Genomic DNA, 26041 nt, shown 5'->3' with positions numbered 1-26041 from the left:
TAGAAAAGAAAGGGGACATTAACTTGAAATTTTTAATTGTCGGAGCAGGTGGAGTAGGCGGTTATATTGGCGGACGGCTTGCAGAGAAAGGGAATGCGGTGACGTTTCTTGTCCGCCAAAAAAGAGCTGAACAGTTAAAACAAACGGGACTAGTTATTCATAGTGAAAAGGGTGACGTGTCCTTTCAGCCCGCAGTTATCACTGCAGGAGAAAAAGAACAGTTTGATGTGATCATCATCGCTTCTAAAGCATATTCACTCGGTCAGGTGATTAGCGATGTCAAACCTTTTGTCCATAGCGAATCAGTCATTATTCCTTTCTTAAACGGTTATCGTCACTACGAGCAGCTGTTTACGGCATTTTCGAAAGATCAGGTGCTGGGCGGGCTGTGCTTCATAGAAAGTGCTTTAAACAATCTGGGAGAAATCAACCATACAAGTGCGTCGCATCGTTTTGTGTTCGGTGAATGGAACGGTGAGCGCACGGAACGGATAAAAGAGCTTGAGGAAGCATTTGCAGGAGTGAAGGCAGAGGTCATCATTAGCGGGCATATTGAGAAAGACATCTGGAAAAAATATCTGTTTATTGCAGCACAAGCAGGAATGACAACCTTATTTCAAAGACCGCTTGGACCAATCCTTGAAACAGAGAGCGGACGGCACACTGCGCGAACACTCATTGGGGAAATCGGTATGATCTTGCGCAAGGAAGGAGTTCCGGCTGATCCAGAGCTTGAAGAAGACAGCTTCCGCACAATGACAAGCATGTCTTATCATATGAAATCATCCATGCTCCGTGATATGGAAAATGGCCAAACGACTGAAGGAGATCATCTGCACGGCTTTTTGCTTGATAAAGCAAAGCGTTTGTCTCTTTCAACACCAATATTAGAAACAGTTTATGCCAATCTGCAAATGTATGAAGCAAAAAAATAAGAAGGAGGCGAAAGCCTCCTTCTTTATTTAAAAAGCCCAATTTCCATTTCTAAAGATAGGCTCTCTTTTTCCGTCTTCAGTAATTCCATCAATGTTCATATCCTTAGAACCAACCATAAAGTCTACGTGGGTAATGCTTTCATTTAAGCCTTCTTTGACAAGCTCTTCGCGAGACATCTGTTTTCCGCCCTCAATATTAAAAGCATAGGCACTGCCGATCGCCAGATGATTTGACGCATTTTCATCAAATAAAGTGTTGTAAAAAAGAATATTTGACTGTGAAATAGCCGAATCGTACGGGACAAGAGCTACCTCACCAAGATAGTGAGAGCCTTCATCTGTTTCGACCAATTCTTTTAAAATGTCTTCTCCTTTTTCGGCTTTAATGTCAACAATACGGCCGTTTTTGAATGTGAGCGTGAAGTTTTCGATAATGTTCCCGCCGTAGCTTAGCGGTTTTGTGCTCGATACAAACCCGTCAACCCCGTCTTTTTGCGGCAGTGTGAATACTTCTTCTGTCGGCATATTGGCCATAAATTCATGTCCGCTTTCATTTACGCTTCCGGCACCTGCCCAAACGTGTTTTTTCGGCAGCTTGATTGTTAAATCAGTTCCTTCTGCTTGGTAATGTAAAGCGGCATAATGTTTTTGGTTCAAGTGATCAACTTTTTCATGAAGGTTTTGATCATGATTGATCCACGCTTGAACCGGATTTTCTTCGTTTACGCGTGTGGCTTTAAAAATTTCTTCCCACAGGAGCTGTGTCGCTTCCTCTTCTGATTTGCCAGGGAATACTTTCTGAGCCCAACCTGCTGATGCAGCACCGACGACAGTCCAGCTCACTTTATCAGATTGAATGTATTGTCTGTATGTATGTAACGCTTTGCCTGCAGCTTTTTGGAAGGCGGCAATCCGTTTGGAATCTACACCTTGCAGTAAATCTGGGTTTGAGGATACGACTGAAATAAAAGCAGCTCCTTTCTTGGCAAGCTCTTCTCTGCCTTTCGCTTCCCATTCAGGATACTCTTCAAAGGCTTCAAACGGCGCCAGTTCATATTTTAATTTGGCCAATTCGTCATCCTGCCAATTCACTGTTACATTTTTTGCGCCTTTTTCATATGCATGTTTTACAATCAGACGGACGAAATCGCGTACCTCCGTCGAAGCATTTACCACCACATACTGGCCTTTTTGGACATTAACGCCGACCTCAACCGCCAGCTGGGCATATGTATTTAGTTTCTCTGAAAATGTATCCATCAATCTTTCCTCCTCGTGCTTTTTTCTCATCATATCAAATAATCTCCTATAAAGAAAAGAAAGGAGTGCAAAGAGAAAAACCCAAAACAAAATGGTTTTGGGCTTTTCAACACTTATGGATGATTCATTTTTACAGTACCTTCAGGCGCATGAGGCATGTTTGCCAGTGAAATGCTCATGCCTCCAAGAATGATTCCGCTCAAAATGGCTGCAATCGCTACCCGTCTTCCTAAATCTCTAAGCATCTGTTTCCTCCTTATCGTTTCTCCATTTCCCACAATATGAAGCGAGAGAGGAAAAAAGAAGCAGGAATTTCAATTACTTTCTGAGATTTTGCGAGAAAAGGATTATTTAACCGCTTTTTGGAGCTTATCAATCACCTCTAAAGAACGGCCGGTGCCGATTGCCACGGATTCAAGCGGGTTTGGCGCCACGTGTACAGGTACAACGATTTCTTCTGACAGCCATTCTTTGATCCCGTTAAGAAGCGCCCCGCCGCCTGTTAAAATAACGCCGCGATCGACAATGTCTCCGCTTAATTCAGGAGGACAGTCCTCAAGTGTGGCTCTAATCGCTTCAAGAATATGAAGGAGAGATTCACGCATCGCGTTTTGAATTTCATTTGATTGAAGCATAATGGTTTTCGGTAGCCCCGTCACAAGGTCACGTCCGCGAATTTCCATTGCATCCGGCACATGCTCAATCAATGCATGGCCAATTTCCATTTTAACCTGCTCAGCTGTACGTTCACCGATCAGCAAATTGTACTTTTTCCGCACAAAAGCAACGATATCCTCATCAAGCTGGTCTCCGCCGATTCTGATTGAATGGCAGGAGACAACGCCTCCAAAGGAAATAATCGCGACTTCCGTCGTCCCTCCGCCGATATCTACCACCACGTTAGCAACCGGCTCGTCAACCGGCAAATCCGCTCCGATTGCAGCTGCCACCGGTTCTTCAATTAAATGGACGTTTTTCGCTCCGCAATTTTTCACCGCGTCACTGATGGCGCGGCGTTCCACTGCAGTTGAGCCTGATGGTGTGCACACAACGACATTCGGCTTTCTGAACGACATGCCGATGCTCTTTCCGGCTTTTTTCATGATGTGCTTTAACAAATCAGTTGTCATGTCGTAGTCAGCGATAACGCCGTCCTTCATCGGTCTGACAGCGACAATTTTTCCCGGTGTTTTACCGATCATATTTTTCGCGTCAGTCCCGATCGCAAGCACTGCTTTAGTCGTTGTATCTACTGCGACAACAGAAGGTTCATTTAAGATGATTCCTTTATTTTTGCTGTAAACAAGTATATTAGCTGTTCCTAAGTCAATTCCAATTTCAGTTGATTGAAACATGTTTTCACCCAATCTTTATCCTGATTTTATATGATTCTACATTTAAAGTTTCTAAGAAAAGAAGTGATTTTTGGGGGTGTGCGTCGGGAAAGAAATGTTTTTGTAAAAAACTGCGGAAGGGTGTAACAGAAGTAATACATTTTTCGGTTTTATGGAAAAAATATCTTGCGATTCTTCAAGAAAGCGGGAAACTTTTTCTAAGTTTCGTACGTCTACGATATATTGAGGGACAACCTTGAATATTACATGAAAAAAGAAACATTTAAGGAAGAAGGGTTTTTATGAAATCAATAGGTGTTGTAAGAAAAGTAGATGAATTAGGCCGTATTGTTATGCCGATAGAGTTAAGACGGGCACTGGATATTGCTATCAAAGACAGCATTGAGTTTTTTGTCGAGGGCGATAAAATTATTTTGAAAAAGTACAAACCTCATGGCGTTTGTTTAATGACTGGGGAAATCACTTCAGAAAATAAAGAGTACGGCAACGGTAAAATTACGTTAAGCCCTGAAGGCGCACAGCTGCTTCTCGAAGAAATTCAAGCCGCTTTAAAAGAATAATATATGTTGAAAAAGGCGGAATGGTGTAATCTCCGCCTTTTTTTGCGTGCCGATTTCTGATTACCGCCGCCTAAGATATGACATCATGAACAAAAGGTAATGAATGATTTGGGATACTTTACATATTTTACTCAATTATTTGTCGAAGAATGGTACAATAAACAGAGAAACACAAGCGGCAGGTGGTCATATGAGAAAATATCAAGCACGTATCATTTCCATTATTTTGGCAATGATTTTTATTATGTTTTGGGATTATTTATTTTATTTTATAGGCAAAAACCCGATTAATTGGCCTGTTGACATTGTGTATACAGCAGTAACGATTTTCAGTGTCTGGATGCTGGCGTATTATGTCGATGAGAAAAAACAGCTGGTCAAGAAAATGAAAGATAATGAATGGAAGTATAAACAGCTTTCTGATGAGAAGAACCGCATCATGGATAATTTACAGGAGATCGTTTTTCAAACAAACGCAAAAGGCGAAATTACATACTTAAATCAAGCGTGGGCAGCCATCACAGGTTTTTCGATCAGTGAATGTATGGGGACAATGTATAATGATTACTTCATAAAAGAAAAGCATGTAGCTGATCACATTAATACTCAAATCAAAAACAAAGCGTCCTCGGGGATGTTTACGGCAAAATATGTGACAAAGAACGGGACGATTTTTTGGGGCGAGGTTCACTATAAACTTTACTATGACCGAGATGAGCAATTTACCGGAAGCCTGGGTACAATGTCAGACATCACTGAGCGAAAAGAGGCTGAAGATGAGCTTCTGGAAATTAATGAACGGCTTGCGAGGGAGTCGCAGAAACTGTCAATCACGAGTGAACTGGCTGCCGGCATTGCACATGAGGTCAGAAATCCTTTAACGTCCGTCAGCGGATTCCTTCAAATTATGAAAACATCATATCCGGATAGAAAAGATTATTTTGATATCATCTTTTCAGAGATTAAAAGAATTGATCTGGTGCTCGGCGAGCTGCTGCTGCTGGCGAAGCCGCAGGAAATTACATTTAAAACGCACCCAATCAATGAAATTTTGAAACAAGTCACGACATTGCTTGATACGAATGCCATATTGTCCAATATTGCTATTGAAAAGAATTTTGGTGAGACGGAAGCCTGTATGATTAAAGGGGACGAAAACCAGCTGAAGCAGGTTTTTATCAATATTATTAAAAATGGAATTGAAGCAATGCCAAAGGGCGGTGTCGTAACGATTTCCACTGCTAAAACAGCTTCACACGCCGTAATAAGCGTAAAAGATGAAGGGAACGGCATGTCACAGGAAAAGCTTGAGCAAATCGGAAAACCTTTTTATTCAACAAAGGAGAAAGGCACAGGGCTGGGGCTCGCCATTTGTTTGAGAATATTAAAGGAACATAACGGGGAATTGAAGATTGAAAGTGAAGCTGGAAAAGGCAGCATCTTTCAAGTTGTTTTGCCTTTGAAATCTGACAGCTGAGAGGGGAAAAACAAGATGAACTCGCTTCTGTTTGTATATGGGACCTTAAGGAAGCATGAAAAAAATCATCATTTGTTATCACAGTCGGCTTGTATCAGTGAGCAGGCGCGGACAAAGGGAAGTCTTTTTAATACGGCAGCCGAGGAACCCGCGGCCGTGTTTGGGGCTGATGGCTATATTTGCGGTGAGATATATGAAGCAGATGAATCGTGTATACATAAGCTTGATCTTTTTTATCAAGGCTACCACAAGAAATCTGTACATGTCGAAACTGATGCTGGAATCAAGGAAGCACTTGTATATTATATGGAAAAAGATGATTGTGCTGACTTTGTGAAAATAGGCAGCGGTGACTGGAAAGAACATCAGATGATCAGCAAATCTAAAGATCCCGTGTACTATTTTGCCTATGGATCTTGTATGGACAATGCCCGTTTTCAAAAAGCAGGGGTTGATCATTATTTTCAAGATCCAGTGGGAGGAGCTGTTTTAAAAGGGTATACAACCCGCTTTACGTTAAAAAGGCCAGACGGCTCAAGAGCGGATATCACTGAAGACGGAGGCACGACAGAAGGGGTTCTGTATCGTCTTCCTTTTTCAGCTGTCACCTATTTGTATAAAAGGGAAGGGGTTGAATCTCTTACCTATCGGCCGGCATTTGTAGACGTTGAAGCAGGGGGAAAGCTCTATACCGATTGTTTAACCTTTCTCGTCCTCCGAAAAGAAGCAGAAACAGCACCTCCTCAGCATTATCAAATCGAGATTGAACGGGGAGCGGAGCTTTATTTGACCCCGGGCTTTACTGAACGGCTTAAGCAGCATATGAATTCGCTGCCAAAAGGTTGATGAAATTAACACTGCTTCAAAAGAATATGTTAAAATTTGATCAATATGATGTTAGGTAAAGGAGCACCACTATGAAAAAAGAATTTGCCGTAATTGGTCTCGGCCGTTTTGGTGGAAGTATATGCAAAGCATTGAGCGAAGAGGGCGTCGAGGTCATGGCGATGGATATTGATGAAGATAAAGTCAACGAGTATGCCAAGATTGCATCACATGCCGTCATCGGAGACTCGACCGACGAATCTGTTCTGAAAAATTTAGGTTTGAGGAATTTTGACCACGTCATTGTTGCGATCGGTGAAAATATTCAGGCGAGTATATTAACAACTCTGATCCTCAAAGAACTGGGTGTCAATACGATTACAGTTAAGGCTCAGAACGATTATCATGAAAAAGTGCTGTCCAAAATCGGCGCGGATCACATTGTCCACCCGGAACGTGATATGGCAAAAAGAATTGCGCATAATATCGTTTCCAACAATGTACTTGATTATTTGGAGCTGTCAGAAGAGCATAGTCTTGTCGAGATCGTGGCCAACAGCCGTCTTGCCGGAAACACTCTTCTCGATTTAGATATACGGGCGAAATACGGTATTAATATTGTAGCGATTAAAAGGGGCAAGGAAGTCATCGTGTCGCCGCTTGCGACTGAAGTGATACATCAAGAAGATATTCTCATCGTCATTGGATCGGTTACGGATATTTCACGTTTTGAGAAAAGAGTTCTTCATACGAAATAGAAGAAATATAAGCCGTCCTTAGGGGCGGTTTTTTCATATTATCAGAATATAACAACTTTAATGAACTAAGCGCCAATTTACTAAAATTTTATTGACTACGGATAAGCGTTCCGATAGCATATTGTACCATATAAATAAAAAAGAGGAGGGGGCCATTTGAATAAAGAAGCGCTGGTCAAAAGGCTGAATGCTTCAGCCCGCAGACAAAAAGCTGACATCGTCATTAAGAACGGGAAAATCATGGACGTATATAATCATCAGTGGATTTATGAAGATATTGCGATAACAGACGGAGTTATTGTAGGCCTCGGCCAGTATGAAGGTGAAGAAACCATTGATGCAGAGGGGCAAGTCATTGTGCCGGGATTTATTGATGGTCATGTACATATTGAGTCATCAATGGTGACACCGATCGAGTTTGCAAAAGCCGTATTGCCGAATGGCGTGACGACCATCATTACCGATCCGCATGAAATAGCGAACGTGTCCGGTCAGGAAGGGATCAAATTTATGATTGAACAGGCTCGCCAAACACCGCTGAATATCCATTTTATGCTTCCCTCCAGTGTGCCTGCCGCCAGCTTTGAGCGATCCGGTGCGGTACTTCGGGCGGCCGATTTGAAGCCATTTTACGAAGAGAAGGAGGTATTGGGTCTGGCTGAAGTGATGGATTATGTATCGGTTGAGCAGGGTGAAGCAGACATGGTTAATAAGCTGTTTGATGCCCGGAGCGCGGGGAAACGGATTGACGGACATTTAGCAGGCTTGTCAACTGATCTCATCAATATATACAGAACCGCTTTTGTCTTGACTGATCATGAGGTAACGACGAAGGAAGAAGCGCTGGATCGTATCAGAAGAGGAATGTACGTCATGATGCGAGAAGGGTCAGTCGCCAAAAACACAATGAAAGTGCTGCCGGCTGTTAATGAAAAGAATGCGCGCCGTTTCTTCTTCTGTACTGATGATAAACACGTAGATGATTTATTGTCAGAGGGAAGTGTGAATCATCAGGTGAAAATGGCTATTCAAGCAGGTCTCGATCCGTTTTTGGCATACCAATTAGGAAGCCTGAATGCAGCGGAATGCTACGGACTAGATACAAAGGGAGCGGTTGCTCCGGGATTTGACGCCGATTTGCTCTTTATTTCAGATGTGGAAAATGTCACTGTCACAAAGACGTTGGTAAAAGGACAAACTGTTGCTGAAGATAATAAAGCAGTCTGTCAGGCGCAAGCTCATACGCTAACACCAGACCTGACGCTGCTTCATTCCGTTAACCTTGCTGCTCCTCTTTCCGAACAGGATTTTCATATGCCAATTGATCCCCAGCAGCAGATGAATGTCATTCAAATCATACCAAATCAGCTTGAAACACGCCTGGTGAGTGTTCCGGCTCCGGAAGCACCCATTTTTCAGCCTGATATCGATCTTGACTTGTTAAAGATTGCAGTCGTGGAACGGCATAAGGGATTAAACGAAACGGGACTTGGTATTGTGAAAGGATTTGGTTTGAAAAGCGGGGCGATTGCAACAACGATTTCACACGATTCGCATAATATCATTGCCGTGGGGACAAATGACACCGATATCGCAGCCGCAGTAAATAAGCTGCAGGAAATTGGCGGCGGATTAACAGTTATAAAAGACGGGGAAGAACTTCACTCGGTTCCTCTGCCGATTGCGGGGTTATTATCCGACCAATCTGCAGAATTGGTGAATCAAAGCTTAATGACGCTTCATGAAAAGCTCTCATTCATCGGTTTCAAAGACCGGTTTAACCCATTTTTGACGCTTTCATTTTTGGCTTTGCCTGTCATTCCTGACATCAAAATGACGACAACAGGGTTGTTTGATGTAAAGTCATTTCAGCATATAGCACTGCAATAAAAAAGATGCACTCCTAAGTGAGTGCATCTTTTTTTTAAACCTCCATAATGATCGGAAGGATCATTGGGCGGCGTTTCGTTTTTTCATATAAGAACGGAGCAAGCGTATCCGTGATCTCATTTTTGATTTCTGACCATTGAGTGGTTTTTCGTTCCATGACTTTTTGCAAGTGGTTTGAAATGAGCTCCTGGGCGTCATTGATCAAATCACCTGATTCTCTCATGTAAACAAACCCTCTGGAAATCAAGTCAGGGCCCGCTGAAATCTTAAAGTCATCCATATCTATGCTGACAACGACGATCACAAGACCTTCTTCAGAAAGAATTCTGCGGTCGCGAAGCACGATATTTCCAATATCACCGATACCGCTACCGTCGATATATACTGAACCGGATGGGATTTTACCGGCAACTGAAGCTTCATCGCCTTTAAGCGCCAATACTTCACCGTTATCCATGATAAAGCAGTTTTCTTCAGGGATGCCGCAATCTGTCGCAAGCTTGACATGCATCTTTTGCATTCTGTACTCACCGTGAATCGGCATGAAGAATTTAGGCTTGATTAAACGAAGCATCAGCTTTTGTTCTTCCTGTCCGCCGTGACCGGATGTATGGATATCATTAAGAGGTCCGTGAATAACCTCGGCCCCCGCACGATACAGCTGGTTAATTGTGCGGCTCACGCTGATTGTGTTGCCCGGGATAGGGGATGAAGAAAATACGACTGTATCTCCAGGATTGATTGAAATCTGCCGGTGTGTGCCGTTTGCAATTCTGGATAAAGCCGCCATCGGTTCCCCTTGGCTTCCTGTACACAGGATCGTTACTTTATTGGCAGGAATGCGATTGATTTCATTATGTTCAATAAACGTATTTTTAGGACAGTTAATATAGCCGAGAGTTTGTCCGATTTCGATAGCCGATTCCATACTGCGTCCAAATACGGCAACTTTTCTTCCATTTAATACAGCAGCCTCAATTACCTGCTGCAAGCGGTGAATATTCGACGCAAATGTAGCGAAGATAACTCGGCCGTCCACCTTGCGGAAAATGTCATGAATGCTTTCTCCGACACGGCGTTCAGACATAGTGAACTCGGGGTTTTCACTGTTTGTGCTGTCTGAAAGGAGGCACAGAACGCCTTCTTTGCCGATTTCGGCCATTTTCGTTAAGTTTGCCGGCTCGCCGACTGGAGTAAAGTCGAATTTGAAATCTCCAGTATGTACGATGTTTCCGGGCGGCGTTTTTACAACAATACCGTAGGAATCCGGAATACTGTGTGTTGTTCTAAAGAATGACACAGCCGTTTTGCGAAATTTTACGATATCATCCTCACCGATGATGTTAAGCTTAGTCTGTCTTAATAATCCGTGCTCTTCAAGTTTATTCCGAAGTAAGCCGATCGCGAGTTTACCGCCGTAAACGGGAATATTGACTTGTCTAAGCAGGTACGGGATGCCGCCGATATGGTCTTCGTGCCCGTGAGTGATAAAAAGCCCTTTAATTTTATCTTCGTTTTTAACTAAATACGTGTAATCGGGAATGACGTAATCAATACCGAGCAGTTCGTCCTCGGGAAACTTGATCCCCGCGTCAATCAGCACAATTTCATCCTGAAACTGCACCGCATACGTATTTTTACCGATTTCGCCCAGTCCTCCGAGGGCGAAAACAGCAGTTTGATCGTTTTTTACAAATTTCATACCGCTCATAACTCCAATACTTTAAAATTTTCACTCTGTTGCTCATATTCTAAAAAAGCACCGTCAACAGGTGTGATAAATTCAATATTAAATTTCTTGTCTTTCAGTTTCGTTCTGACGTCACGCTCTGATACGCCTTCAATATAAAGTGAATCTGTTTTTTCCCGAACAGGTACTTCCTCAGCTTTTTTTTGATAAAATACCTTATAAATCATCCAAATCTCTCCTTAAATGCCGTATGTTAGACTCGCTTATTCTATTATATTCGAAAACGGAATATAAGGAAAGTCTTGAGCAAAATAAGGACCTTTCAAAAAGGGACAGATCCCTTATCAGGCAATGGCTCTCCTGCGGAGCATTCCGTTCCATTGTCTTCTGAGTTTCTTTTTTAACTTCCGAAGCATAACGCGGTCCCTCCTTCGATTGATACTTGTCCAAGGCTGTTTTATACAAATAGTATACGGAGTTTAGCACGGACTTTTCGTGGATATTAATGGAATTTTATTTTGTTTTTGAGGGAAATAGTTTGCTGAACTGAAATCTTTTTGTATGATGAGTGTGGGAATTGCAGATTTAGACGATAAAGGGGAATAACGATGGACTCAAAATTAATTTTTTTCGATATTGACGGCACGATATATGATCACGACAAAAAGATACCGGAAAGCACAAGAAAAACGGTAGCGGAGCTTCAAAGGCAGGGGCACCATGTGTTTATCGCCAGCGGGCGGTCCCCGTTTCTGGTGAAGCCGATTTTAGAGGAGTTAGGCATTCACTCATTTATTTCCTACAACGGTCAGTATGTCGTCTTTGAAAATGAAGTGATTTATAAGAATCCGCTGCCTGAAGAGGCAATCAGAAGATTGTTAAAGCAGGCGGGAGAAGGAAGCCACCCGGTTGTGTTTATGGCTGAAGATACAATGAAAGCGACTGTTGCTGACCATCCTCATGTCTTGGAGGGAATCGGCAGCCTGAAAACCGACTATCCTGAAACCGATGACCTCTTTTATGAAGGAAAAGAAATTTTTCAGCTTCTGTTGTTTTGCCAGGATGAAGAAGAAAAAATTTATGGGGCTTTTCCAGAATTCGATCTTGTACGCTGGCATGAGCTTTCGACTGATGTGCTGCCGCGCGGCGGATCAAAGGCGGAGGGGATTAAAAAAGTAATCGAGCGCCTTCCGTTTGATATCAGAGATACATATGCCTTCGGTGACGGATTAAATGATCTGCAAATGATTCAGTTTGTCGGAACAGGCGTTGCCATGGGGAATGCCGTTCCTGAATTAAAAGAAGTTGCGGATTTTGTAACAAAGCCTGTAGACGAGGATGGAATTGCTTATGCTGTCAAAGAATTAGGCCTGCTAAAATAAAAAAGCGGCTGGCACTTATAGTGTCAGCCGCATATTTTCTTTTAGCGGTCAATCGCCATCGCGTTTTCAGGTTCTTTAAATGGATTTTCTTTATCGATATGATCATAAAACATAACGCCATTTAAATGGTCGATTTCATGCTGAAATACAATCGCCGGAAATCCTTTTAAACGAATGTCTATTTGTTCTCCCTCCAGTGTTGTTCCTTTCACTCTGATACGAGCGTAGCGCGGAACATAGCCGGGAATTGCCTCATCAACTGACAGGCAGCCTTCACCGCTTGTTAAATAGCTTCTTTCAACGGAATGGCTGACGATCTTCGGGTTAAACAATGCATAGCTGTATAACTTCCCGGAAGCATCTTCTGCATGGACTGCGATCATCCGTTTATTAATATTAATTTGAGGTGCCGCAAGTCCTACGCCGGGGCGCAGATTGTATTTTTCAGCTAATTCCGGATTTTGGCTGTTTTTTACGAATTCAATCATATCTGCCAGCTGCTGTTTTTCTTCTTCTGTGGCAGGCAGCCCGACAGGCTCTGCTGTCTCTCTTAAGGCAGGGTGGCCGTCGCGCACGATGTTTTCCATAGTAATCAAGAAACTTCACTCCTAAAGCTTAATATGTAAATTATATCGGATTTCTTCGTAAAGGTGCAACGAAACGAATGACCAGCCGTAAATGGCTGGTCAGTGTTTTACTGTGTAATTAGCAACAGCCTCCGCCTAAATAAGCAGCTCCAACAATGATTAACAGAATGAATAAAACAACGATTAACGCAAATGTGCGGCCATATCCTGCTCCGCCATATCCGTAACCATAACTGCAGCAGCCTCCGCCGTAACCATATCCATAACCGTACATGAACATAACCTCCTCTTTTAATTACGCCAGAGCCTTGTAGTAGGCATAGCGTCTACAATAACCTATGTAAAAACAAAAAAGTTGTATGGTCATCTGTCCTGATTTTTGACGATTTAGATTTGATTTTTTGCTCAGCAAGCCATGCGATAACCACCTGGCTATTGTCAAATATCTCTATGGATTCTATAGTAGAAATTGTCAAGATTGGGGGATTTAACGTGAAAGACGGAATAAAACGGCGCCACGGTGTGAAAATCGGAGCCTTTTGCGCTGTGACTTTACTATTAACAGGGTGCGTGGGACAGGATCCGCTGGATTCACTTCATGACTCATTAGAAAAAGTCGCTGATCTAGAAAAACCGTTTCAAGAAGAACAGAAAACGCTCGAGGAATTAGAGAAAAAAGAACATGCTCTCTACAATGATGTCATCAAGCTCAATATGGATGATTATAAAAAAATCGTTTCATTATCAGACGAAGCGCTTGAGAATGTAAATAAACGCGAAGAACATCTGAAGCTTGAAAATGAGAGCATCGAAAAATCCGAATCAGAATTTGAGGAAGCCAAAACATCCGCAGAAAATATTAAGGATAAACACATCAAGGCAAAGGCCGAGACTGCGGCAGATCATATGAAAAAAAGATATGCTGCATACAGCTCTATGTCTGAAGAATATGAAAAAGCCATTAAACTTGATAAAAAACTGTATAAGCTGCTGAAAGACAAAGACTTGACGCTGGATAAGCTTGATCAGCAGATCGAAAAAGCGAATGCTTCTTATAAAAAAGTCCTTAAACAAAGCGGCGAATTTGATGTGCAAACGGAGAAATATAATAAAGCCCGCGAAGATTTATATGACGCCGCAGGCTATCATATAAAAAAGAGCTGACTATGATCAGCTCTTTTTTAAAATTCTATTCAAAATTTAAATTTCTATTGTAGTACAGTGTGATAGGTTATACTAGTACAGTTTGAGGTACAGGCTGCATCTGTTTTTTTATAGAAAATGTAAAGCGAATACATTTATTGAAAATCAGCGATGAAAACGATTGACGGTTCTTCTTTATATGGTGTAAACTAATCCATGTTAAGCGGTGTTGTATTAGTTTTTTACAACTTCGAAATAATACAGTTCAAAGCAGAGTGTAACTATCCTACATAAATGGTTTCGGCAAACTGGGGATCGGCTAAAATATATACGACTTACTGCTGATACTTTAGGGTACCCTAAGTTTGTATGTATAAAAGGAATGCACGTCTAATGACTGTTTAAAAGAAAGGAAGAGGTGACTTTAGTATGGCTGCAAAAACGAAAAAAGTAATCGTTGATAGTAAGAAGCAATTTGATGCCATTAAAAAGCAGTTCGAAACGTTCCAAATTTTAAATGAAAAGGGAGAAGTCGTGAATGAAGCGGCGATGCCTGATTTAACTGATGATCAATTGAAAGAGCTTATGCGCCGCATGGTATTTACGCGTGTGCTTGATCAGCGCTCTATCTCATTAAACCGTCAAGGACGTCTCGGATTCTACGCTCCTACTGCGGGCCAAGAAGCTTCTCAGATTGCTACACATTTCGCGCTTGAAAAAGAAGACTTCGTTCTTCCGGGATACCGTGATGTGCCTCAGTTAATCTGGCACGGCCTTCCATTATATCAAGCGTTCCTGTTCTCTCGCGGACATTTCCGAGGAAACCAAATGCCTGATGATGTGAATGCCCTTTCTCCACAAATCATTATCGGTGCTCAATACATTCAAACGGCCGGTGTTGCGCTAGGTCTTAAAAAACGCGGTAAGAAAGCTGTCGCAATCACTTATACTGGTGACGGCGGAGCTTCACAAGGGGACTTCTACGAAGGAATTAACTTTGCCGGCGCTTATAAAGCACCTGCGATCTTCGTTGTACAAAACAACCGCTACGCGATTTCAACTCCAGTTGAAAAACAATCTGCAGCAGGCACAATTGCACAAAAAGCAGTAGCTGCCGGTATTGTGGGTGTACAAGTAGACGGAATGGATCCGCTTGCTGTATACGCTGCAACTGCTGAAGCACGCGAACGCGCGATTAACGGCGAAGGCCCGACACTGATTGAAACACTGACATTCCGTTATGGCCCGCACACAATGGCTGGTGACGATCCGACTAAATATCGCACAAAAGAAATCGAAAACGAGTGGGAGCAAAAAGATCCGCTTGTACGCTTCCGTGCGTTCCTTGAAAACAAAGGCCTATGGTCTGAAGAAGAAGAAACAAAAGTAATCGAGGATGCAAAAGAAGAAATTAAGCAGGCGATCAAAAAAGCGGATGCTGAGCCTAAGCAAAAAGTAACTGATTTAATGAAAATCATGTTTGAAAAAATGCCTCATAACCTTGAGGAGCAATTTGAAATTTATACACAGAAGGAGTCGAAGTAAGCCATGGCGCAAATGACAATGATTCAAGCAATCACGGATGCGTTACGCACAGAACTGAAAAATGACGAAAATGTCTTAGTTTTCGGAGAAGACGTTGGTGTTAACGGCGGCGTATTCCGTGCGACAGAAGGATTGCAAAAAGAATTCGGTGAAGACCGTGTGTTTGACACGCCACTTGCTGAATCTGGTATCGGCGGTCTTGCCCTTGGTTTAGGCTTAAACGGCTTCCGTCCGGTAATGGAAATCCAATTCTTTGGATTTGTTTACGAAGTAATGGATTCAGTTTCTGGCCAAATGGCTCGTATGCGTTACCGTTCTGGCGGACGCTGGACTTCACCTGTAACCATTCGTTCTCCGTTCGGCGGCGGTGTTCATACTCCTGAGCTTCACGCTGACAGCTTAGAAGGTCTTGTTGCACAACAGCCTGGTATCAAAGTTGTTATTCCATCAACTCCTTACGATGCCAAAGGACTTTTGATTTCTGCGATCAGAGACAACGATCCTGTTGTTTTCTTAGAGCACATGAAGCTTTACCGTTCTTTCCGTCAGGAAGTTCCTGAAGAAGAATACACAATTGAGCTTGGCAAAGCTGACGTAAAACGTGAAGGTACTGACCTTTCAATCATCACTTACGGCGCAATGGTTCATGAATCATTAAAAGCTGCCGAGGAGCTTGAAAAAGACGGCATTTCTGCTGAAGTTGTCGACCTTCGCACTGTAAGCCCGCTTGACATTGATACAATCATCGCATCTGTAGAAAAAACAGGACGCGCGATTGTTGTTCAAGAGGCACAAAAACAAGCCGGTATTGCTGCAAACGTAGTAGCAGAAATTAATGACCGTGCGATCTTGAGCTTGGAAGCACCTGTACTTCGCGTGGCTGCGCCTGATACAGTATTTCCTTTCTCTCAAGCGGAGAGCGTATGGCTTCCAAACCATAAAGATGTTCTTGAAACAGCAAGAAAAGTACTTGAATTTTAATCAAACTGCATAATCGAGAGGGAAGATGAACGTTTTCCCTCTATTATATATCTGTTTTCAATGCTTACGTTGTAAACTTTAAAATTGCTTAATCAAACTAGGAGGTCGAGAACTGTGGCATTTGAATTTAAACTTCCAGATATCGGGGAAGGTATCCACGAAGGCGAAATCGTAAAATGGTTTGTCAAGCCTAACGATGAGGTTGACGAAGATGATGTACTGGCGGAAGTCCAAAATGATAAAGCAGTAGTAGAAATTCCTTCACCTGTTAAAGGAAAAGTATTAGAATTAAAAGTTGAAGAGGGAACGGTTGCAACTGTTGGACAAACGATCATTACGTTTGATGCACCTGGTTACGAAGACCTTCAATTTAAAGGCAGCGATGAGTCTGGCGACGCAAAAACTGAAGCACAAGTTCAGTCTACTGGTGAAGCTGGACAAGATGTTGCGAAAGAAGAGCGTGCTGAAGAGCCTGCTAAAGAAACTGGTGCAGGACAGCAGGATCAAGCTGAAGTTGACCCGAACAAACGCGTGATCGCTATGCCTTCTGTACGTAAATACGCTCGTGAAAAAGGCGTAGATATCCGTAAAGTAACAGGTTCAGGCAACAACGGACGTGTTGTGAAAGAAGATATCGACAGCTTTGTAAACGGAGGAGCGCAAGAAGCTGCGCCGCAAGAAACGGCTGCACCTCAAGAAACAGCTGCTAAACCGGCTGCTGCACCGGCTCCAGAGGGTGAATTCCCAGAAACTCGCGAAAAAATGAGTGGTATCCGTAAAGCAATTGCAAAAGCGATGGTTAACTCTAAACATACTGCTCCTCATGTAACACTAATGGACGAAGTGGACGTAACAAACCTTGTTGCACATCGTAAACAGTTCAAACAGGTTGCTGCTGATCAAGGCATCAAGCTGACATACTTGCCTTACGTTGTAAAAGCTCTTACATCTGCACTGAAAAAATTCCCTGTTTTAAACACGTCAATTGACGATAAAACAGATGAAGTAATCCAAAAACATTACTTCAACATCGGTATTGCTGCTGACACTGAAAAAGGCTTGCTTGTGCCAGTTGTAAAAAATGCAGACCGTAAAGCGATCTTTGAAATTTCTGATGAGATCAACAGCCTTGCAACAAAAGCTCGTGAAGGCAAGCTTGCTCCAGCTGAAATGAAAGGCGCATCTTGCACAATTACAAACATCGGTTCAGCCGGCGGACAATGGTTCACTCCGGTTATCAACCATCCAGAAGTTGCGATTCTTGGTATCGGACGCATTGCAGAAAAAGCGATTGTTCGTGATGGCGAAATCGTAGCAGCTCCAGTCTTAGCTCTTTCTCTCAGCTTCGACCACCGTATGATCGACGGAGCGACTGCGCAAAATGCACTAAATCACATCAAGCGTTTACTGAACGATCCACAATTAATTTTAATGGAGGCGTAATGTTATGGTAGTAGGAGATTTCCCTATTGAAACAGATACTCTTGTAATTGGTGCGGGACCTGGCGGCTATGTAGCTGCCATCCGCGCTGCACAGCTTGGACAAAAAGTAACAGTCGTTGAAAAAGCAACTCTTGGAGGCGTTTGTCTGAACGTTGGATGTATCCCTTCAAAAGCGCTGATCAATGCTGGCCACCGTTATGAGAATGCTAAGCATTCTGATGACATGGGAATCACTGCTGAGAACGTAACAGTTGATTTCACAAAAGTTCAAGAGTGGAAAACTTCTGTTGTTAACAAGCTTACTGGCGGTGTAGCAGGTCTTCTTAAAGGCAACAAAGTAGATGTAGTAAAAGGCGAAGCTTACTTTGTAGACAGCAATTCAGTTCGTGTAATGGATGAGAATTCTGCTCAAACATACACGTTCAAAAACGCAATCATTGCGACTGGTTCTCGTCCTATCGAATTGCCAAACTTCAAATATACTGAGCGTGTCCTAAATTCAACAGGTGCTTTGGCTCTTAAAGAAATTCCTAAAAAGCTTGTTGTTATCGGCGGCGGATACATCGGAACTGAGCTTGGAACTGCGTATGCAAACTTCGGCACTGAGCTTGTTATTCTTGAAGGCGGAGATGAAATTCTTCCAGGCTTCGAAAAACAAATGAGTTCCCTTGTAACTCGCAGACTGAAGAAAAAAGGCAACGTTGAAATCCATACAAACGCGATGGCTAAAGGCGTTGAAGAAAAAGCTGACGGCGTAACAGTCACTTTCGAAGTAAAAGGTGAAGAAAAAACTGTTGATGCTGATTACGTACTGATTACTGTCGGACGCCGTCCAAATACTGATGAACTTGGTCTTGAGCAAGTCGGTATTGAAATGACTGACCGCGGTGTTATCAAAACTGACAAACAGTGCCGCACGAACGTACCTAACATCTATGCAATCGGTGATATCATTGAAGGACCGCCGCTTGCTCACAAAGCATCTTACGAAGGTAAGATTGCTGCAGAAGCGATCGCTGGAGAGCCTGCAGAAATCGATTACCTTGGTATTCCTGCGGTTGTCTTCTCTGAGCCTGAGCTTGCATCAGTCGGTTACACTGAAGCACAAGCGAAAGAAGAAGGCCTTGACATTGTTGCTGCTAAATTCCCATTTGCAGCAAACGGCCGCGCGCTTTCTCTTAACGAAACTGACGGCTTCATGAAGCTGATCACTCGTAAAGAGGATGGCCTTGTAATCGGTGCGCAAATCGCCGGCGCAAGCGCTTCTGACATGATTTCTGAATTAAGTTTAGCTATCGAAGGCGGCATGACTGCTGAAGATATTGCTATGACAATTCATGCACATCCAACATTGGGTGAAATCACAATGGAAGCTGCTGAAGTGGCAATCGGAAGCCCGATTCACATCGTAAAATAATAGAGATGACATAAAAAACAGCCCCGTAAGCGGGGGCTGTTTTATTTATTTAGACAGTACATGCTGTAATGGTTTAATGATGTCTTCTTTCTTTTTCACACATCCCTCTATTTTCACAACGACATGCCGCTGATCAACTACCATGAGAGTAGGGACGGTTTCGATTTCATCTTCCCAGCCTTTTCTGTTATCGTATACCTTCATTTTATCTATTTGATCAGGATAATCCTTTTCTAAATCTAGCAGAGCATCATAATATGACGCCTCTTGATCAATTTGATTTTCATCAGAAAAAAATAGGATTTGAGTATGATGAATGCTGTCAATTCGGCTTTTTTTAATTGGATTGATTGTGGAAAGGGTGCAGCCCGATAAAGCAAATACTATCATCAGTATGGGAAATACCGCGCGATATCGCATCTATCTTCTCCTCTGTATAAACCATAGTAAACTAGTTTTAGTTTATCACGAGTAACCGCGTCATCTGCTTCTTGTTACCTAATTGTTATATAATTGAAACCGTTTTTAAAGAGAGATAACATCTCTTTAAACCGAATACTCTGAACGCACACATTATTCATCGCGAATCATTTGCAATTTCGTTACACTATTCAAAAAAAGTTCGCGAAAACATGAAATCACAATGTCTTTTCAGCATATGTATCGAATGAAAGCGTTTGTTAAGAAGATGATAATTCATGGAACCGAAAAGAAAAAACATGTTACATTAAAAGTTTTTGAAATAAATGTGTTATACAGTTTATTGTTGACATTTTAAATGTGACATATTAATATAATACCAACAAAAGAAATTAAGCGTTTTCAAAATTAAAAGAAATGGGGAATGAGAGATGGGTACGATTGTTTGCCAAGATTGTAACGAAGCCATTCATTACTTCGAGGATGAGAAGGTTACAACGTTATACGGAACATGCTGCGGACAATGTCAGTGTCCTCTTGATGAAGAGTAAGAAAAAGCATGCGGCTTAGCCGCATGCTTTTTGTATTTATTGAATAGCTTTTTGCTCTTTTATGACTCGAATCATGCTCAAAGTAGAATCCTCCGGTCCTTGAACTGGAAGTCCGGCATCAATGTTTTTGAAGATGTAGCTGATGTTTTCTTCTGTAATAATCTCGCCCGGGATAAAGATAGGAATTCCAGGAGGATACACCATCACAAATTCAGCGATAATCCGTCCTGCTGCTTCTTTTAATGGAACAACTTCTGTATTTGCATAGAAAGCGTCACGCGGCGTCATCGCCAGTAATGGGATTTCTGGAAGCAGTACCTTTGTCTGTTTATGCGTAACATCATTTGCTGACATTTGACGCGCTATCTCTTTTAAAGCTTCCACAAGGCGATCTGCATCGTTCTGGCTGTCACCAGGTGTGAAGATACACAAAATGTTGTACAGATCTGAAAGCTCTACTTCAATATTAAAGGATTCCCGCAGCCACTTCTCGACATCATGTCCTGTGAGCCCCAGGTTTTTAACTGAAATAATTAATTTTGTCGGGTCATAATTGTAAGCCGCTTTAGAACCGAGAATTTCAGAGCCGACACAGTAAATGCCGTCAATTTGGTTCAGACGTTCTCTCGTCTGATTAGCAAGCTTCAACGTTTCTTCAGCAAGCTGATAGCCTTCTGTCGCAAGCCGTTTTCTGGCCACGTCCAAAGAGGCTAGAAGCAAATAAGAAGTAGACGTGGTTGTCAGCATGCTGAGTATCGATTGCACTCTGTCTTTAGAAACAAGGCCTTCTTTCATGTTTAGAATAGAGCTTTGTGTCAGTGATCCGCCTAGCTTATGCACACTTGTCGCAGCCATGTCTGCACCTGCCTGCATCGCTGAAAGCGGAAATTGGTCGTGAAAATGAATATGAACGCCGTGTGCTTCATCGACCAGAACCGGCACATCAAAGGAGTGGGCTAGTTCTACGATGCTTTTTAAATCAGCAGCTACTCCGAAATATGTCGGGTTGATCACAAGAAGCCCTTTGGCATCAGGATGTTCATGCAGCGCCCGTTTAGCGGATTCAAGTGTAATGCCGTGAGAGATGCCCAGTTCATTGTCAATTTCAGGATGAATAAAGATTGGGACAGCTCCGGAAAATACAATAGCTGACATAATGGATTTGTGCACATTTCTTGGAATGATGATTTTATCTCCAGGTCCGCAGACAGCCATCACCATTGTCATGATTGCGCCGCTTGTTCCCTGAACAGAAAAAAAGGTGTGATCCGCTCCGAAAGCTTCGGCCGCCAAATCCTGCGCTTCTTTAATAATGCCTTTAGGCGCATGCAGGTCATCTAATGGTTCAATATTAATCAAATCTATACTTAACGCGTTTTCACCGATAAATTGTCTGAACTCTGGATCCATTCCTGCCCCTTTTTTATGGCCGGGAATGTGGAATTGAACAGGCTGTCTGCTTGCGTGCTTTTTCAGGCCTGTGAATAAGGGTGTTTCATGTTGCGACAATTGTTTTCCCACCTTTGTAGTAATACCTATGCATATTAGTGTGTATTAAAATCAGTTTCTCAACCGTTTTTTAGACGTAAAACAAATGAATTATATTATGAACTTGAAAGAATGTAAAGAACAATTTATGATCAAATGAAGATGCTTTTTGTAAAAGGAAAGCGAATCTATAAGGAGTGAAGAAAATGGAATACCAATATCCGATGAATGAAGATTGGACAACCGAAGAAGCAGTGGATGTGATTGCATTTTTCCAGCAGGTTGAGCTGGCTTATGAAAAGGGAGCCGACCGTGAAGAGCTGCTTAAGACGTATCGGCGATTCAAAGAAATTGTGCCGGGAAAAGCTGAAGAAAAAAAGCTGTGCGGCGAATTTGAGGAACAAAGTACATACTCTCCTTATCGTACGGTCAAGCAGGCGAAGGAATCTGACCAGGCAAAGATTAAGATGTAAAAGGAAAAGAGCCGGATGAAAGGTCCCGGCTCTTTTTTATGCTTGTGATACTTTTTGGGTTAAGCGGTACAGAAATGCAAGCTGCTGGAAGGCATCATCGATTCGCTGAAGGAATTCTTGGTTATTCATCTTCAGCACCTCTTCTTTTTGAAGCTGAATGCCGCATAACAGCTCGGCTTTCTTTATTGTCTGCAACCGTTCAAACAATGTTTTGAGTTGTTCCTTGCCCATTTCTGACTGCTTATGGACCCCTGGTTTTGTGTGATCCGCAGACCAAACAAAGCTGTCTGGAATGTGATTTGTAACGCTGTCTTGATTCGCTTCAAGCAATTTGCCGTATTCTTCTTTTATAGGGGACTCATAAATGATCGCGAACCATACAAAAACATGGCTCTCCCACAAGCCGATTTGAAAATGCGGCAGTTTTTTATAGCCTCTTTTGCTGTTTGCGAATGCCACCCAGCTGTCTGCAGGAGGGTTGACTGATCTCCTTGCATGCTTGGCCACATGGGGAAACATTTCATCTCCGGTTAAAGCGGATAATGTCGGGGCAAAGTGCTCGCCTAAAGCAGTCAGCTTCGGACGAACCCGCTCTTTTAACACCTCCATGCGTGGGTCTAAGCCGTCTATTGTAAATGTGTTAAAGTCTTCTTCAGTAAAACGCATTTGTGTCATGATTTTCCTCCTTCATGCTAAGTATACATATTTTATCACAGTTAGAACGCGCAGCAAAAAGATGAGCACGCGTTTGAAGAGAGGGGGAATGTGGTAATAAACGAATAGGTAAACACACAATTTTCAGAATCATGTTACAGGTAAATAGAAGAATCATAGGATATAAGAAGTATCATTGTTGAATGGCAAAATGGGATGCTTTTTTAAAACAAATGATCTCTGGAAGGGGCGAAAGACAATGAGGCAAGTTGTGAAAGAGGGATTTAGGGAAGAGAAAAACAACCGTGTAGCTGTCTGGAGACTAGAGGTTGATTATGAATTGGCAACCCTTTATGAGGCAATGCAAAAGGAAAATGACGAACAAATTGAGCTAAGCAAAAACAAACTTGAACGTCTCAGAAAAGAATGGATTCGCCTCAACGGGTAAAAAGCTATAGTAAAAACGAACCGCGTGAATGGTTCGTTTTTACGTGAGAAGGCATAATTTTCATTTTCCTTGCTTTTTCACCGCCGTTATCAGTATCCTATAAAATAAAGGTCTACATAGAAAAGAGGTACGCATGAATGACAAATTGGACGGAAATTGATGAGACTGCAAAGAAATGGATAAAAGAAGCAGGCGCAAGAATTAAACAGTCGATGCACGAAAGCCTGACAATTGAAACAAAATCAAATCCGAATGATTTAGTCACAAATATTGACAAGGAAACGGAAAAGTTTTTTATTGACCGCATCCAAGAAACCTTTCCGGGGCATCGCATACTCGGAGAAGAAGGACAAGGAGACGAACTTCACTCGTTGGAAGGTGTCGTCTGGATTATCGATCCGATTGACGGCACGATGAATTTTGTGCACCAGCAAAGAAATTTTGCAATTTCAATCGGTATTTTTGAAAATGGAATTGGCAAAATCGGTTTAATTTACGATGTGGTGCATGATGAACTGTATCACGCGTTTAGCGGTAAAGGTGCTTATATGAATGAAACGAAGCTGTCTCCTTTAAAGGAAACCGTTATTGAAGAAGCGATTCTAGCCATTAATGCGACATGGGTGACGGAAAACAGAAGAATTGACCCGGGTGTGCTGGCACCGCTTGTAAAAAGGGTGAGAGGAACACGCTCCTATGGCTCTGCCGCTCTAGAACTGGCAAACGTCGCTGCGGGAAGAATTGACGCTTACATTACGATGCGGCTTGCTCCTTGGGATTACGCAGCCGGCTGTGTGCTGTTAAACGAAGTAGGGGGCATTTATACAACGACTGAAGGAGAACCGTTCACCTTTTTAGAGAATCACTGTGTGCTGGCCGGAAACCCATCTATACATAAAACAATATTTGAAGAGTATCTTCATGCTGAAAAATAGACCATTTGAACAGGATGACCTCAGTTGGTTAGAGGAAATTGCGGAGGCTCATCCTGTTTGGAAAAAGGAAGAGTTTGGGGAAAAAGATGCAGAAAGCTATATGATCTCCTATTCGATGTATAACGGATCATGGCTTGTTTGGGAAAAAGACGGTCTGCCTGTTGCCGTCAGCTATCATCTCGAATGGGCTCCTTCAAACGGAAAGCCATGGCTGGGAACAGTGCTGGTTGATCCTGCTGAAGAAAGAAAGGGACATGCTAGGAAGATCATTGAACAGATCGGCCAATCGCTTCAAGACAAACATAGAGCACTATTTACAGCGGTTCCGATTGACCGGAATGAATGGATACTGTTTTTGAGCCAATGCGGCTTTGAACAGCTCAAGACGGAGAAAGATGAGGCAGATAAGCCGTACATAATCATGGTAAAGCCTTTAGTTTAAGCTGCCGTATATATGACGGCAGCTTATTTTCATGCGCAAAAAACCTCCCAATCCTTCACCGTCGATTGAGAGGCGAGCCTGGTGAAGAACCAGGGGGGTTATTTTTTTACGGCATGTATATAATGAATGGTTTCAAACGCTGACAAATAATCCGTTCGTTTCTTGAAGAAAAGGTCATTGATTTCGGCTGGTGTTACATGTTCATAGATGAGTAAACCAGCTGAATCTAATGCTTTTTCGATTTCAAGATAAGTAAAACACGATTTCATCGGTTCACCGCTTGCTGAAGCCATTTTCACCATATGTTCAACTCTATTAGACTTTCCTTTTGTTTCAAAGAGCGTTTCGTCTGCGTAATCAAAAACGATAGAGCTTCCGGAGGGGACATGGGCAAATAATTGGTTAAGCAGGCTTTTATTCTCTTCTTTCGTCAAATAATAAGAAACGCCTAAAAGGCTGAAGAACGTTTTTTGGTTATCAAAGCCTTCATTTAAGAGAGGCTGATATGAAAACGTTTTGGTAAAGTCCATAGGAACCAAATGAAGATTCGCTGGAATAGTAAGCCTTGCATCATCCAGTCTTTTCTTTTTCAATTGCTGTGTAGCCGGGTAATCAATTTCAAATATGTCTAAGCTGTCTTCCAGCTCTGGATGCCGGAAGCAGAATGTATCTAACCCGGCGCCAAGAATGACATACTGTTTTGCTCCCAGCACCACTTCGTTGCGAAATACTTTCTCACAATATGCTGCTCGAGCTAAGGGCGTAGGGGAAAGCTGGACTTGTGTAATCCACTTTAGTATCTCTTCTGGGTCATCTTGAAACTTTCGGGCAATATCTTTATTGAAAAACTGTATGCATTGTATCATATTTTGACTAATGTCGGAAAACTCTTTTTCAGAAATAAGGTGTTTGGCGATATAATCGTCAAAAATTTTAGGTGTATCATATTGACTGTGATAGGCTCGGCTAAATGCTGATATTAAAGCTGTTAAACTGGACTCATTTTCCCTCATACCATGTCCTCCTGATAAACAAAAATAAGATTCCCCTGGCCAGGAGAACCTTATTATACACACAAATATACTAATAGTAAATTATAGCATAAATAAAAAATTTTGTCAATGTATTTGAGGTTGGAAGAGTAAGATTCTTCTATTCAATTTTTGGCTGTTTAAATGGGAATGAAAGAATGTTTTTACAATACGAAGTGTATGGTCTTGGGTAAACCGATATGTCCGGCACCTTTTACTTTATACATAACTCATCATGACCTGCTTTTGTAAGTGCCCTGTATAAATCAGCGCTATGCTTATACAGAACAACGTCATCCTGATCACCGCACATAATGAGAAGCGGAGTCGCCTCGCGATGAACATAAGCGG

General features: G+C 42.3%; 29 protein-coding genes. 17 read left to right on the top strand and 12 right to left on the bottom strand.

The genetic code is table 11. The annotated features are described in order from the left end of the window. The first annotated feature begins 23 nt into the window (after positions 1 to 23). Positions 24 to 935: a ketopantoate reductase family protein gene (locus ACQVGS_RS14335; RefSeq protein ID WP_101865186.1), complete on the top strand. Its 912-nt coding sequence runs from the start codon at positions 24 to 26 to the stop codon at positions 933 to 935. Positions 936 to 962: 27 nt separating this feature from the next. Here ACQVGS_RS14335 and ACQVGS_RS14330 read toward each other — a convergent pair whose 3' ends face one another. The 3 genes from ACQVGS_RS14330 to mreBH all read right to left on the bottom strand — a co-directional run bounded on the left by ACQVGS_RS14330 (position 963) and on the right by mreBH (position 3550). Further along, positions 963 to 2195: an aminopeptidase gene (locus ACQVGS_RS14330; protein ID WP_106020639.1), complete on the bottom strand. Its 1233-nt coding sequence runs from the start codon at positions 2193 to 2195 to the stop codon at positions 963 to 965. Between the two features lie 113 nt (positions 2196 to 2308). Beyond that, the gene (locus ACQVGS_RS14325; RefSeq protein WP_024121251.1) at positions 2309 to 2440 is read right to left on the bottom strand and encodes a protein YkpC; all 132 of its coding nucleotides are present in this window, start codon (positions 2438 to 2440) and stop codon (positions 2309 to 2311) included. A gap of 102 nt (positions 2441 to 2542) precedes the next feature. Then, the gene (gene mreBH, locus ACQVGS_RS14320; protein WP_024121252.1) at positions 2543 to 3550 is read right to left on the bottom strand and encodes a cell shape-determining protein MreBH; all 1008 of its coding nucleotides are present in this window, start codon (positions 3548 to 3550) and stop codon (positions 2543 to 2545) included. Between the two features lie 281 nt (positions 3551 to 3831). On the opposite strand from mreBH, the gene abhA reads away from it, so the two are divergent. The 5 genes from abhA (at position 3832) to ade (ending at position 9060) form a co-directional block, all read left to right on the top strand. Continuing rightward, positions 3832 to 4110 carry a transcriptional regulator AbhA gene (abhA, locus tag ACQVGS_RS14315; protein ID WP_095714714.1) on the top strand — a complete coding sequence of 93 codons (279 nt, stop codon included), beginning with the start codon at positions 3832 to 3834 and terminating at the stop codon, positions 4108 to 4110. Between the two features lie 190 nt (positions 4111 to 4300). Next, positions 4301 to 5587, top strand: coding sequence for a two-component sensor histidine kinase KinC (gene kinC, locus ACQVGS_RS14310; RefSeq protein WP_024121254.1), 1287 nt, complete (start codon positions 4301 to 4303; stop codon positions 5585 to 5587). A gap of 15 nt (positions 5588 to 5602) precedes the next feature. Continuing rightward, positions 5603 to 6433, top strand: a complete 831-nt coding sequence (locus ACQVGS_RS14305) for a gamma-glutamylcyclotransferase family protein (protein WP_106020369.1) — start codon at positions 5603 to 5605, stop codon at positions 6431 to 6433. A 71-nt stretch (positions 6434 to 6504) separates the two neighbouring features. Continuing rightward, positions 6505 to 7170 (top strand): Ktr system potassium transporter KtrC, encoded by a 666-nt coding sequence (gene ktrC / locus ACQVGS_RS14300; protein WP_010334094.1) that lies wholly within the window; start codon positions 6505 to 6507, stop codon positions 7168 to 7170. A gap of 156 nt (positions 7171 to 7326) precedes the next feature. Then, a complete protein-coding gene (ade, locus tag ACQVGS_RS14295; protein WP_254518216.1) occupies positions 7327 to 9060 on the top strand; it encodes an adenine deaminase in 1734 nt (577 codons plus the stop codon). Between the two features lie 34 nt (positions 9061 to 9094). Here the strand turns inward: ade and rnjA are convergent, their stop codons facing one another. Both rnjA and rnpZA read right to left on the bottom strand, forming a co-directional pair. Next, on the bottom strand, positions 9095 to 10762 hold the full coding sequence (gene rnjA / locus ACQVGS_RS14290) for a ribonuclease J1 (protein WP_010334096.1): 1668 nt from the start codon (positions 10760 to 10762) through the stop codon (positions 9095 to 9097). A gap of 5 nt (positions 10763 to 10767) precedes the next feature. Next, positions 10768 to 10977 (bottom strand): RNA polymerase subunit omega 1, encoded by a 210-nt coding sequence (gene rnpZA / locus ACQVGS_RS14285; protein ID WP_010334097.1) that lies wholly within the window; start codon positions 10975 to 10977, stop codon positions 10768 to 10770. A 381-nt stretch (positions 10978 to 11358) separates the two neighbouring features. Here rnpZA and ACQVGS_RS14280 point away from each other — a divergent pair, with 381 nt between their 5' ends. Then, the gene (locus ACQVGS_RS14280) at positions 11359 to 12132 is read left to right on the top strand and encodes a Cof-type HAD-IIB family hydrolase (protein WP_106020367.1); all 774 of its coding nucleotides are present in this window, start codon (positions 11359 to 11361) and stop codon (positions 12130 to 12132) included. A gap of 41 nt (positions 12133 to 12173) precedes the next feature. Here ACQVGS_RS14280 and def read toward each other — a convergent pair whose 3' ends face one another. Both def and ACQVGS_RS14270 read right to left on the bottom strand, forming a co-directional pair. After that, positions 12174 to 12728 carry a peptide deformylase gene (gene def, locus ACQVGS_RS14275; RefSeq protein ID WP_044156028.1) on the bottom strand — a complete coding sequence of 185 codons (555 nt, stop codon included), beginning with the start codon at positions 12726 to 12728 and terminating at the stop codon, positions 12174 to 12176. 109 nt (positions 12729 to 12837) lie between these two features. Continuing rightward, on the bottom strand, positions 12838 to 12993 hold the full coding sequence (locus tag ACQVGS_RS14270) for a YjcZ family sporulation protein (protein ID WP_024121259.1): 156 nt from the start codon (positions 12991 to 12993) through the stop codon (positions 12838 to 12840). Between the two features lie 218 nt (positions 12994 to 13211). Here ACQVGS_RS14270 and ACQVGS_RS14265 point away from each other — a divergent pair, with 218 nt between their 5' ends. The 5 genes from ACQVGS_RS14265 (at position 13212) to lpdA (ending at position 19248) form a co-directional block, all read left to right on the top strand. Further along, complete coding sequence (locus tag ACQVGS_RS14265) at positions 13212 to 13883, top strand: YkyA family protein (RefSeq protein ID WP_106020366.1); 672 nt, start codon at positions 13212 to 13214, stop codon at positions 13881 to 13883. A 408-nt stretch (positions 13884 to 14291) separates the two neighbouring features. Continuing rightward, on the top strand, positions 14292 to 15407 hold the full coding sequence (gene pdhA / locus ACQVGS_RS14260) for a pyruvate dehydrogenase (acetyl-transferring) E1 component subunit alpha (protein ID WP_024121261.1): 1116 nt from the start codon (positions 14292 to 14294) through the stop codon (positions 15405 to 15407). A gap of 3 nt (positions 15408 to 15410) precedes the next feature. Beyond that, a complete protein-coding gene (gene pdhB / locus ACQVGS_RS14255; protein ID WP_014113660.1) occupies positions 15411 to 16388 on the top strand; it encodes a pyruvate dehydrogenase complex E1 component subunit beta in 978 nt (325 codons plus the stop codon). Between the two features lie 114 nt (positions 16389 to 16502). Beyond that, a complete protein-coding gene (pdhC, locus tag ACQVGS_RS14250; protein WP_024121262.1) occupies positions 16503 to 17831 on the top strand; it encodes a pyruvate dehydrogenase complex dihydrolipoyllysine-residue acetyltransferase in 1329 nt (442 codons plus the stop codon). Between the two features lie 4 nt (positions 17832 to 17835). Continuing rightward, positions 17836 to 19248 (top strand): dihydrolipoyl dehydrogenase, encoded by a 1413-nt coding sequence (gene lpdA / locus ACQVGS_RS14245; RefSeq protein WP_044156025.1) that lies wholly within the window; start codon positions 17836 to 17838, stop codon positions 19246 to 19248. A gap of 45 nt (positions 19249 to 19293) precedes the next feature. On the opposite strand, the gene slp is transcribed toward lpdA, so the two are convergent. Further along, the gene (slp, locus tag ACQVGS_RS14240) at positions 19294 to 19668 is read right to left on the bottom strand and encodes a peptidoglycan-associated lipoprotein Slp (protein ID WP_024121264.1); all 375 of its coding nucleotides are present in this window, start codon (positions 19666 to 19668) and stop codon (positions 19294 to 19296) included. A 431-nt stretch (positions 19669 to 20099) separates the two neighbouring features. Here slp and ACQVGS_RS14235 point away from each other — a divergent pair, with 431 nt between their 5' ends. Then, complete coding sequence (locus ACQVGS_RS14235) at positions 20100 to 20219, top strand: GapA-binding peptide SR1P (protein ID WP_010334106.1); 120 nt, start codon at positions 20100 to 20102, stop codon at positions 20217 to 20219. A gap of 36 nt (positions 20220 to 20255) precedes the next feature. Here the strand turns inward: ACQVGS_RS14235 and speA are convergent, their stop codons facing one another. Beyond that, positions 20256 to 21728 (bottom strand): arginine decarboxylase, encoded by a 1473-nt coding sequence (speA, locus tag ACQVGS_RS14230; protein WP_254518218.1) that lies wholly within the window; start codon positions 21726 to 21728, stop codon positions 20256 to 20258. Positions 21729 to 21913: 185 nt separating this feature from the next. Here speA and ACQVGS_RS14225 point away from each other — a divergent pair, with 185 nt between their 5' ends. Next, the gene (locus tag ACQVGS_RS14225; protein WP_024121266.1) at positions 21914 to 22180 is read left to right on the top strand and encodes a UPF0223 family protein; all 267 of its coding nucleotides are present in this window, start codon (positions 21914 to 21916) and stop codon (positions 22178 to 22180) included. A gap of 36 nt (positions 22181 to 22216) precedes the next feature. On the opposite strand, the gene ACQVGS_RS14220 is transcribed toward ACQVGS_RS14225, so the two are convergent. After that, positions 22217 to 22855, bottom strand: coding sequence for a YktB family protein (locus ACQVGS_RS14220; protein ID WP_188323708.1), 639 nt, complete (start codon positions 22853 to 22855; stop codon positions 22217 to 22219). 238 nt (positions 22856 to 23093) lie between these two features. Between ACQVGS_RS14220 and ACQVGS_RS14215 the strand changes: the two genes are divergently transcribed. From ACQVGS_RS14215 to ACQVGS_RS14205, 3 genes are all read left to right on the top strand, one after another. Beyond that, a complete protein-coding gene (locus tag ACQVGS_RS14215; RefSeq protein ID WP_010334110.1) occupies positions 23094 to 23282 on the top strand; it encodes a YkzI domain-containing protein in 189 nt (62 codons plus the stop codon). Between the two features lie 137 nt (positions 23283 to 23419). Then, positions 23420 to 24217 (top strand): inositol-1-monophosphatase, encoded by a 798-nt coding sequence (suhB, locus tag ACQVGS_RS14210; RefSeq protein WP_024121268.1) that lies wholly within the window; start codon positions 23420 to 23422, stop codon positions 24215 to 24217. Further along, positions 24204 to 24659, top strand: coding sequence for a GNAT family N-acetyltransferase (locus tag ACQVGS_RS14205; RefSeq protein WP_024121269.1), 456 nt, complete (start codon positions 24204 to 24206; stop codon positions 24657 to 24659). The genes suhB and ACQVGS_RS14205 overlap by 14 nt, the downstream gene beginning before the upstream one ends. A 98-nt stretch (positions 24660 to 24757) precedes the next feature. Here the strand turns inward: ACQVGS_RS14205 and ACQVGS_RS14200 are convergent, their stop codons facing one another. Then, entirely contained in the window at positions 24758 to 25672 is a 915-nt protein-coding gene (locus ACQVGS_RS14200; RefSeq protein ID WP_254518219.1) for a class I SAM-dependent methyltransferase, read from the bottom strand. A gap of 232 nt (positions 25673 to 25904) precedes the next feature. Then, on the bottom strand, positions 25905 to 26003 hold the full coding sequence (locus ACQVGS_RS14195) for a hypothetical protein (RefSeq protein WP_232350979.1): 99 nt from the start codon (positions 26001 to 26003) through the stop codon (positions 25905 to 25907). Positions 26004 to 26041: the final 38 nt, after the last annotated feature.

It is taken from the genome of Bacillus sp. SD127, from assembly GCF_058566445.1.
This window is presented reverse-complemented; position numbering and strand designations above follow the sequence as displayed.

Coding starts and splice junctions, on each gene's coding strand:
- ACQVGS_RS14225 (WP_024121266.1), top strand. CDS start 21,914: ATGGAATACCAATATCCGATGAATGAAGATTGGACAACCGAAGAAGCA.
- abhA (WP_095714714.1), top strand. CDS start 3,832: ATGAAATCAATAGGTGTTGTAAGAAAAGTAGATGAATTAGGCCGTATT.
- ACQVGS_RS14195 (WP_232350979.1), bottom strand. CDS start 26,003: ATGTGCGGTGATCAGGATGACGTTGTTCTGTATAAGCATAGCGCTGAT.
- ACQVGS_RS14270 (WP_024121259.1), bottom strand. CDS start 12,993: ATGTACGGTTATGGATATGGTTACGGCGGAGGCTGCTGCAGTTATGGT.
- suhB (WP_024121268.1), top strand. CDS start 23,420: ATGACAAATTGGACGGAAATTGATGAGACTGCAAAGAAATGGATAAAA.
- mreBH (WP_024121252.1), bottom strand. CDS start 3,550: ATGTTTCAATCAACTGAAATTGGAATTGACTTAGGAACAGCTAATATA.
- pdhA (WP_024121261.1), top strand. CDS start 14,292: ATGGCTGCAAAAACGAAAAAAGTAATCGTTGATAGTAAGAAGCAATTT.
- rnpZA (WP_010334097.1), bottom strand. CDS start 10,977: ATGATTTATAAGGTATTTTATCAAAAAAAAGCTGAGGAAGTACCTGTT.
- ACQVGS_RS14305 (WP_106020369.1), top strand. CDS start 5,603: ATGAACTCGCTTCTGTTTGTATATGGGACCTTAAGGAAGCATGAAAAA.
- rnjA (WP_010334096.1), bottom strand. CDS start 10,762: ATGAAATTTGTAAAAAACGATCAAACTGCTGTTTTCGCCCTCGGAGGA.
- ACQVGS_RS14205 (WP_024121269.1), top strand. CDS start 24,204: ATGCTGAAAAATAGACCATTTGAACAGGATGACCTCAGTTGGTTAGAG.
- lpdA (WP_044156025.1), top strand. CDS start 17,836: ATGGTAGTAGGAGATTTCCCTATTGAAACAGATACTCTTGTAATTGGT.
- ktrC (WP_010334094.1), top strand. CDS start 6,505: ATGAAAAAAGAATTTGCCGTAATTGGTCTCGGCCGTTTTGGTGGAAGT.
- ACQVGS_RS14330 (WP_106020639.1), bottom strand. CDS start 2,195: ATGGATACATTTTCAGAGAAACTAAATACATATGCCCAGCTGGCGGTT.
- ACQVGS_RS14280 (WP_106020367.1), top strand. CDS start 11,359: ATGGACTCAAAATTAATTTTTTTCGATATTGACGGCACGATATATGAT.
- ACQVGS_RS14235 (WP_010334106.1), top strand. CDS start 20,100: ATGGGTACGATTGTTTGCCAAGATTGTAACGAAGCCATTCATTACTTC.
- kinC (WP_024121254.1), top strand. CDS start 4,301: ATGAGAAAATATCAAGCACGTATCATTTCCATTATTTTGGCAATGATT.
- ACQVGS_RS14200 (WP_254518219.1), bottom strand. CDS start 25,672: ATGAGGGAAAATGAGTCCAGTTTAACAGCTTTAATATCAGCATTTAGC.
- ACQVGS_RS14325 (WP_024121251.1), bottom strand. CDS start 2,440: ATGCTTAGAGATTTAGGAAGACGGGTAGCGATTGCAGCCATTTTGAGC.
- slp (WP_024121264.1), bottom strand. CDS start 19,668: ATGCGATATCGCGCGGTATTTCCCATACTGATGATAGTATTTGCTTTA.
- ACQVGS_RS14215 (WP_010334110.1), top strand. CDS start 23,094: ATGAGGCAAGTTGTGAAAGAGGGATTTAGGGAAGAGAAAAACAACCGT.
- ACQVGS_RS14220 (WP_188323708.1), bottom strand. CDS start 22,855: ATGACACAAATGCGTTTTACTGAAGAAGACTTTAACACATTTACAATA.
- pdhB (WP_014113660.1), top strand. CDS start 15,411: ATGGCGCAAATGACAATGATTCAAGCAATCACGGATGCGTTACGCACA.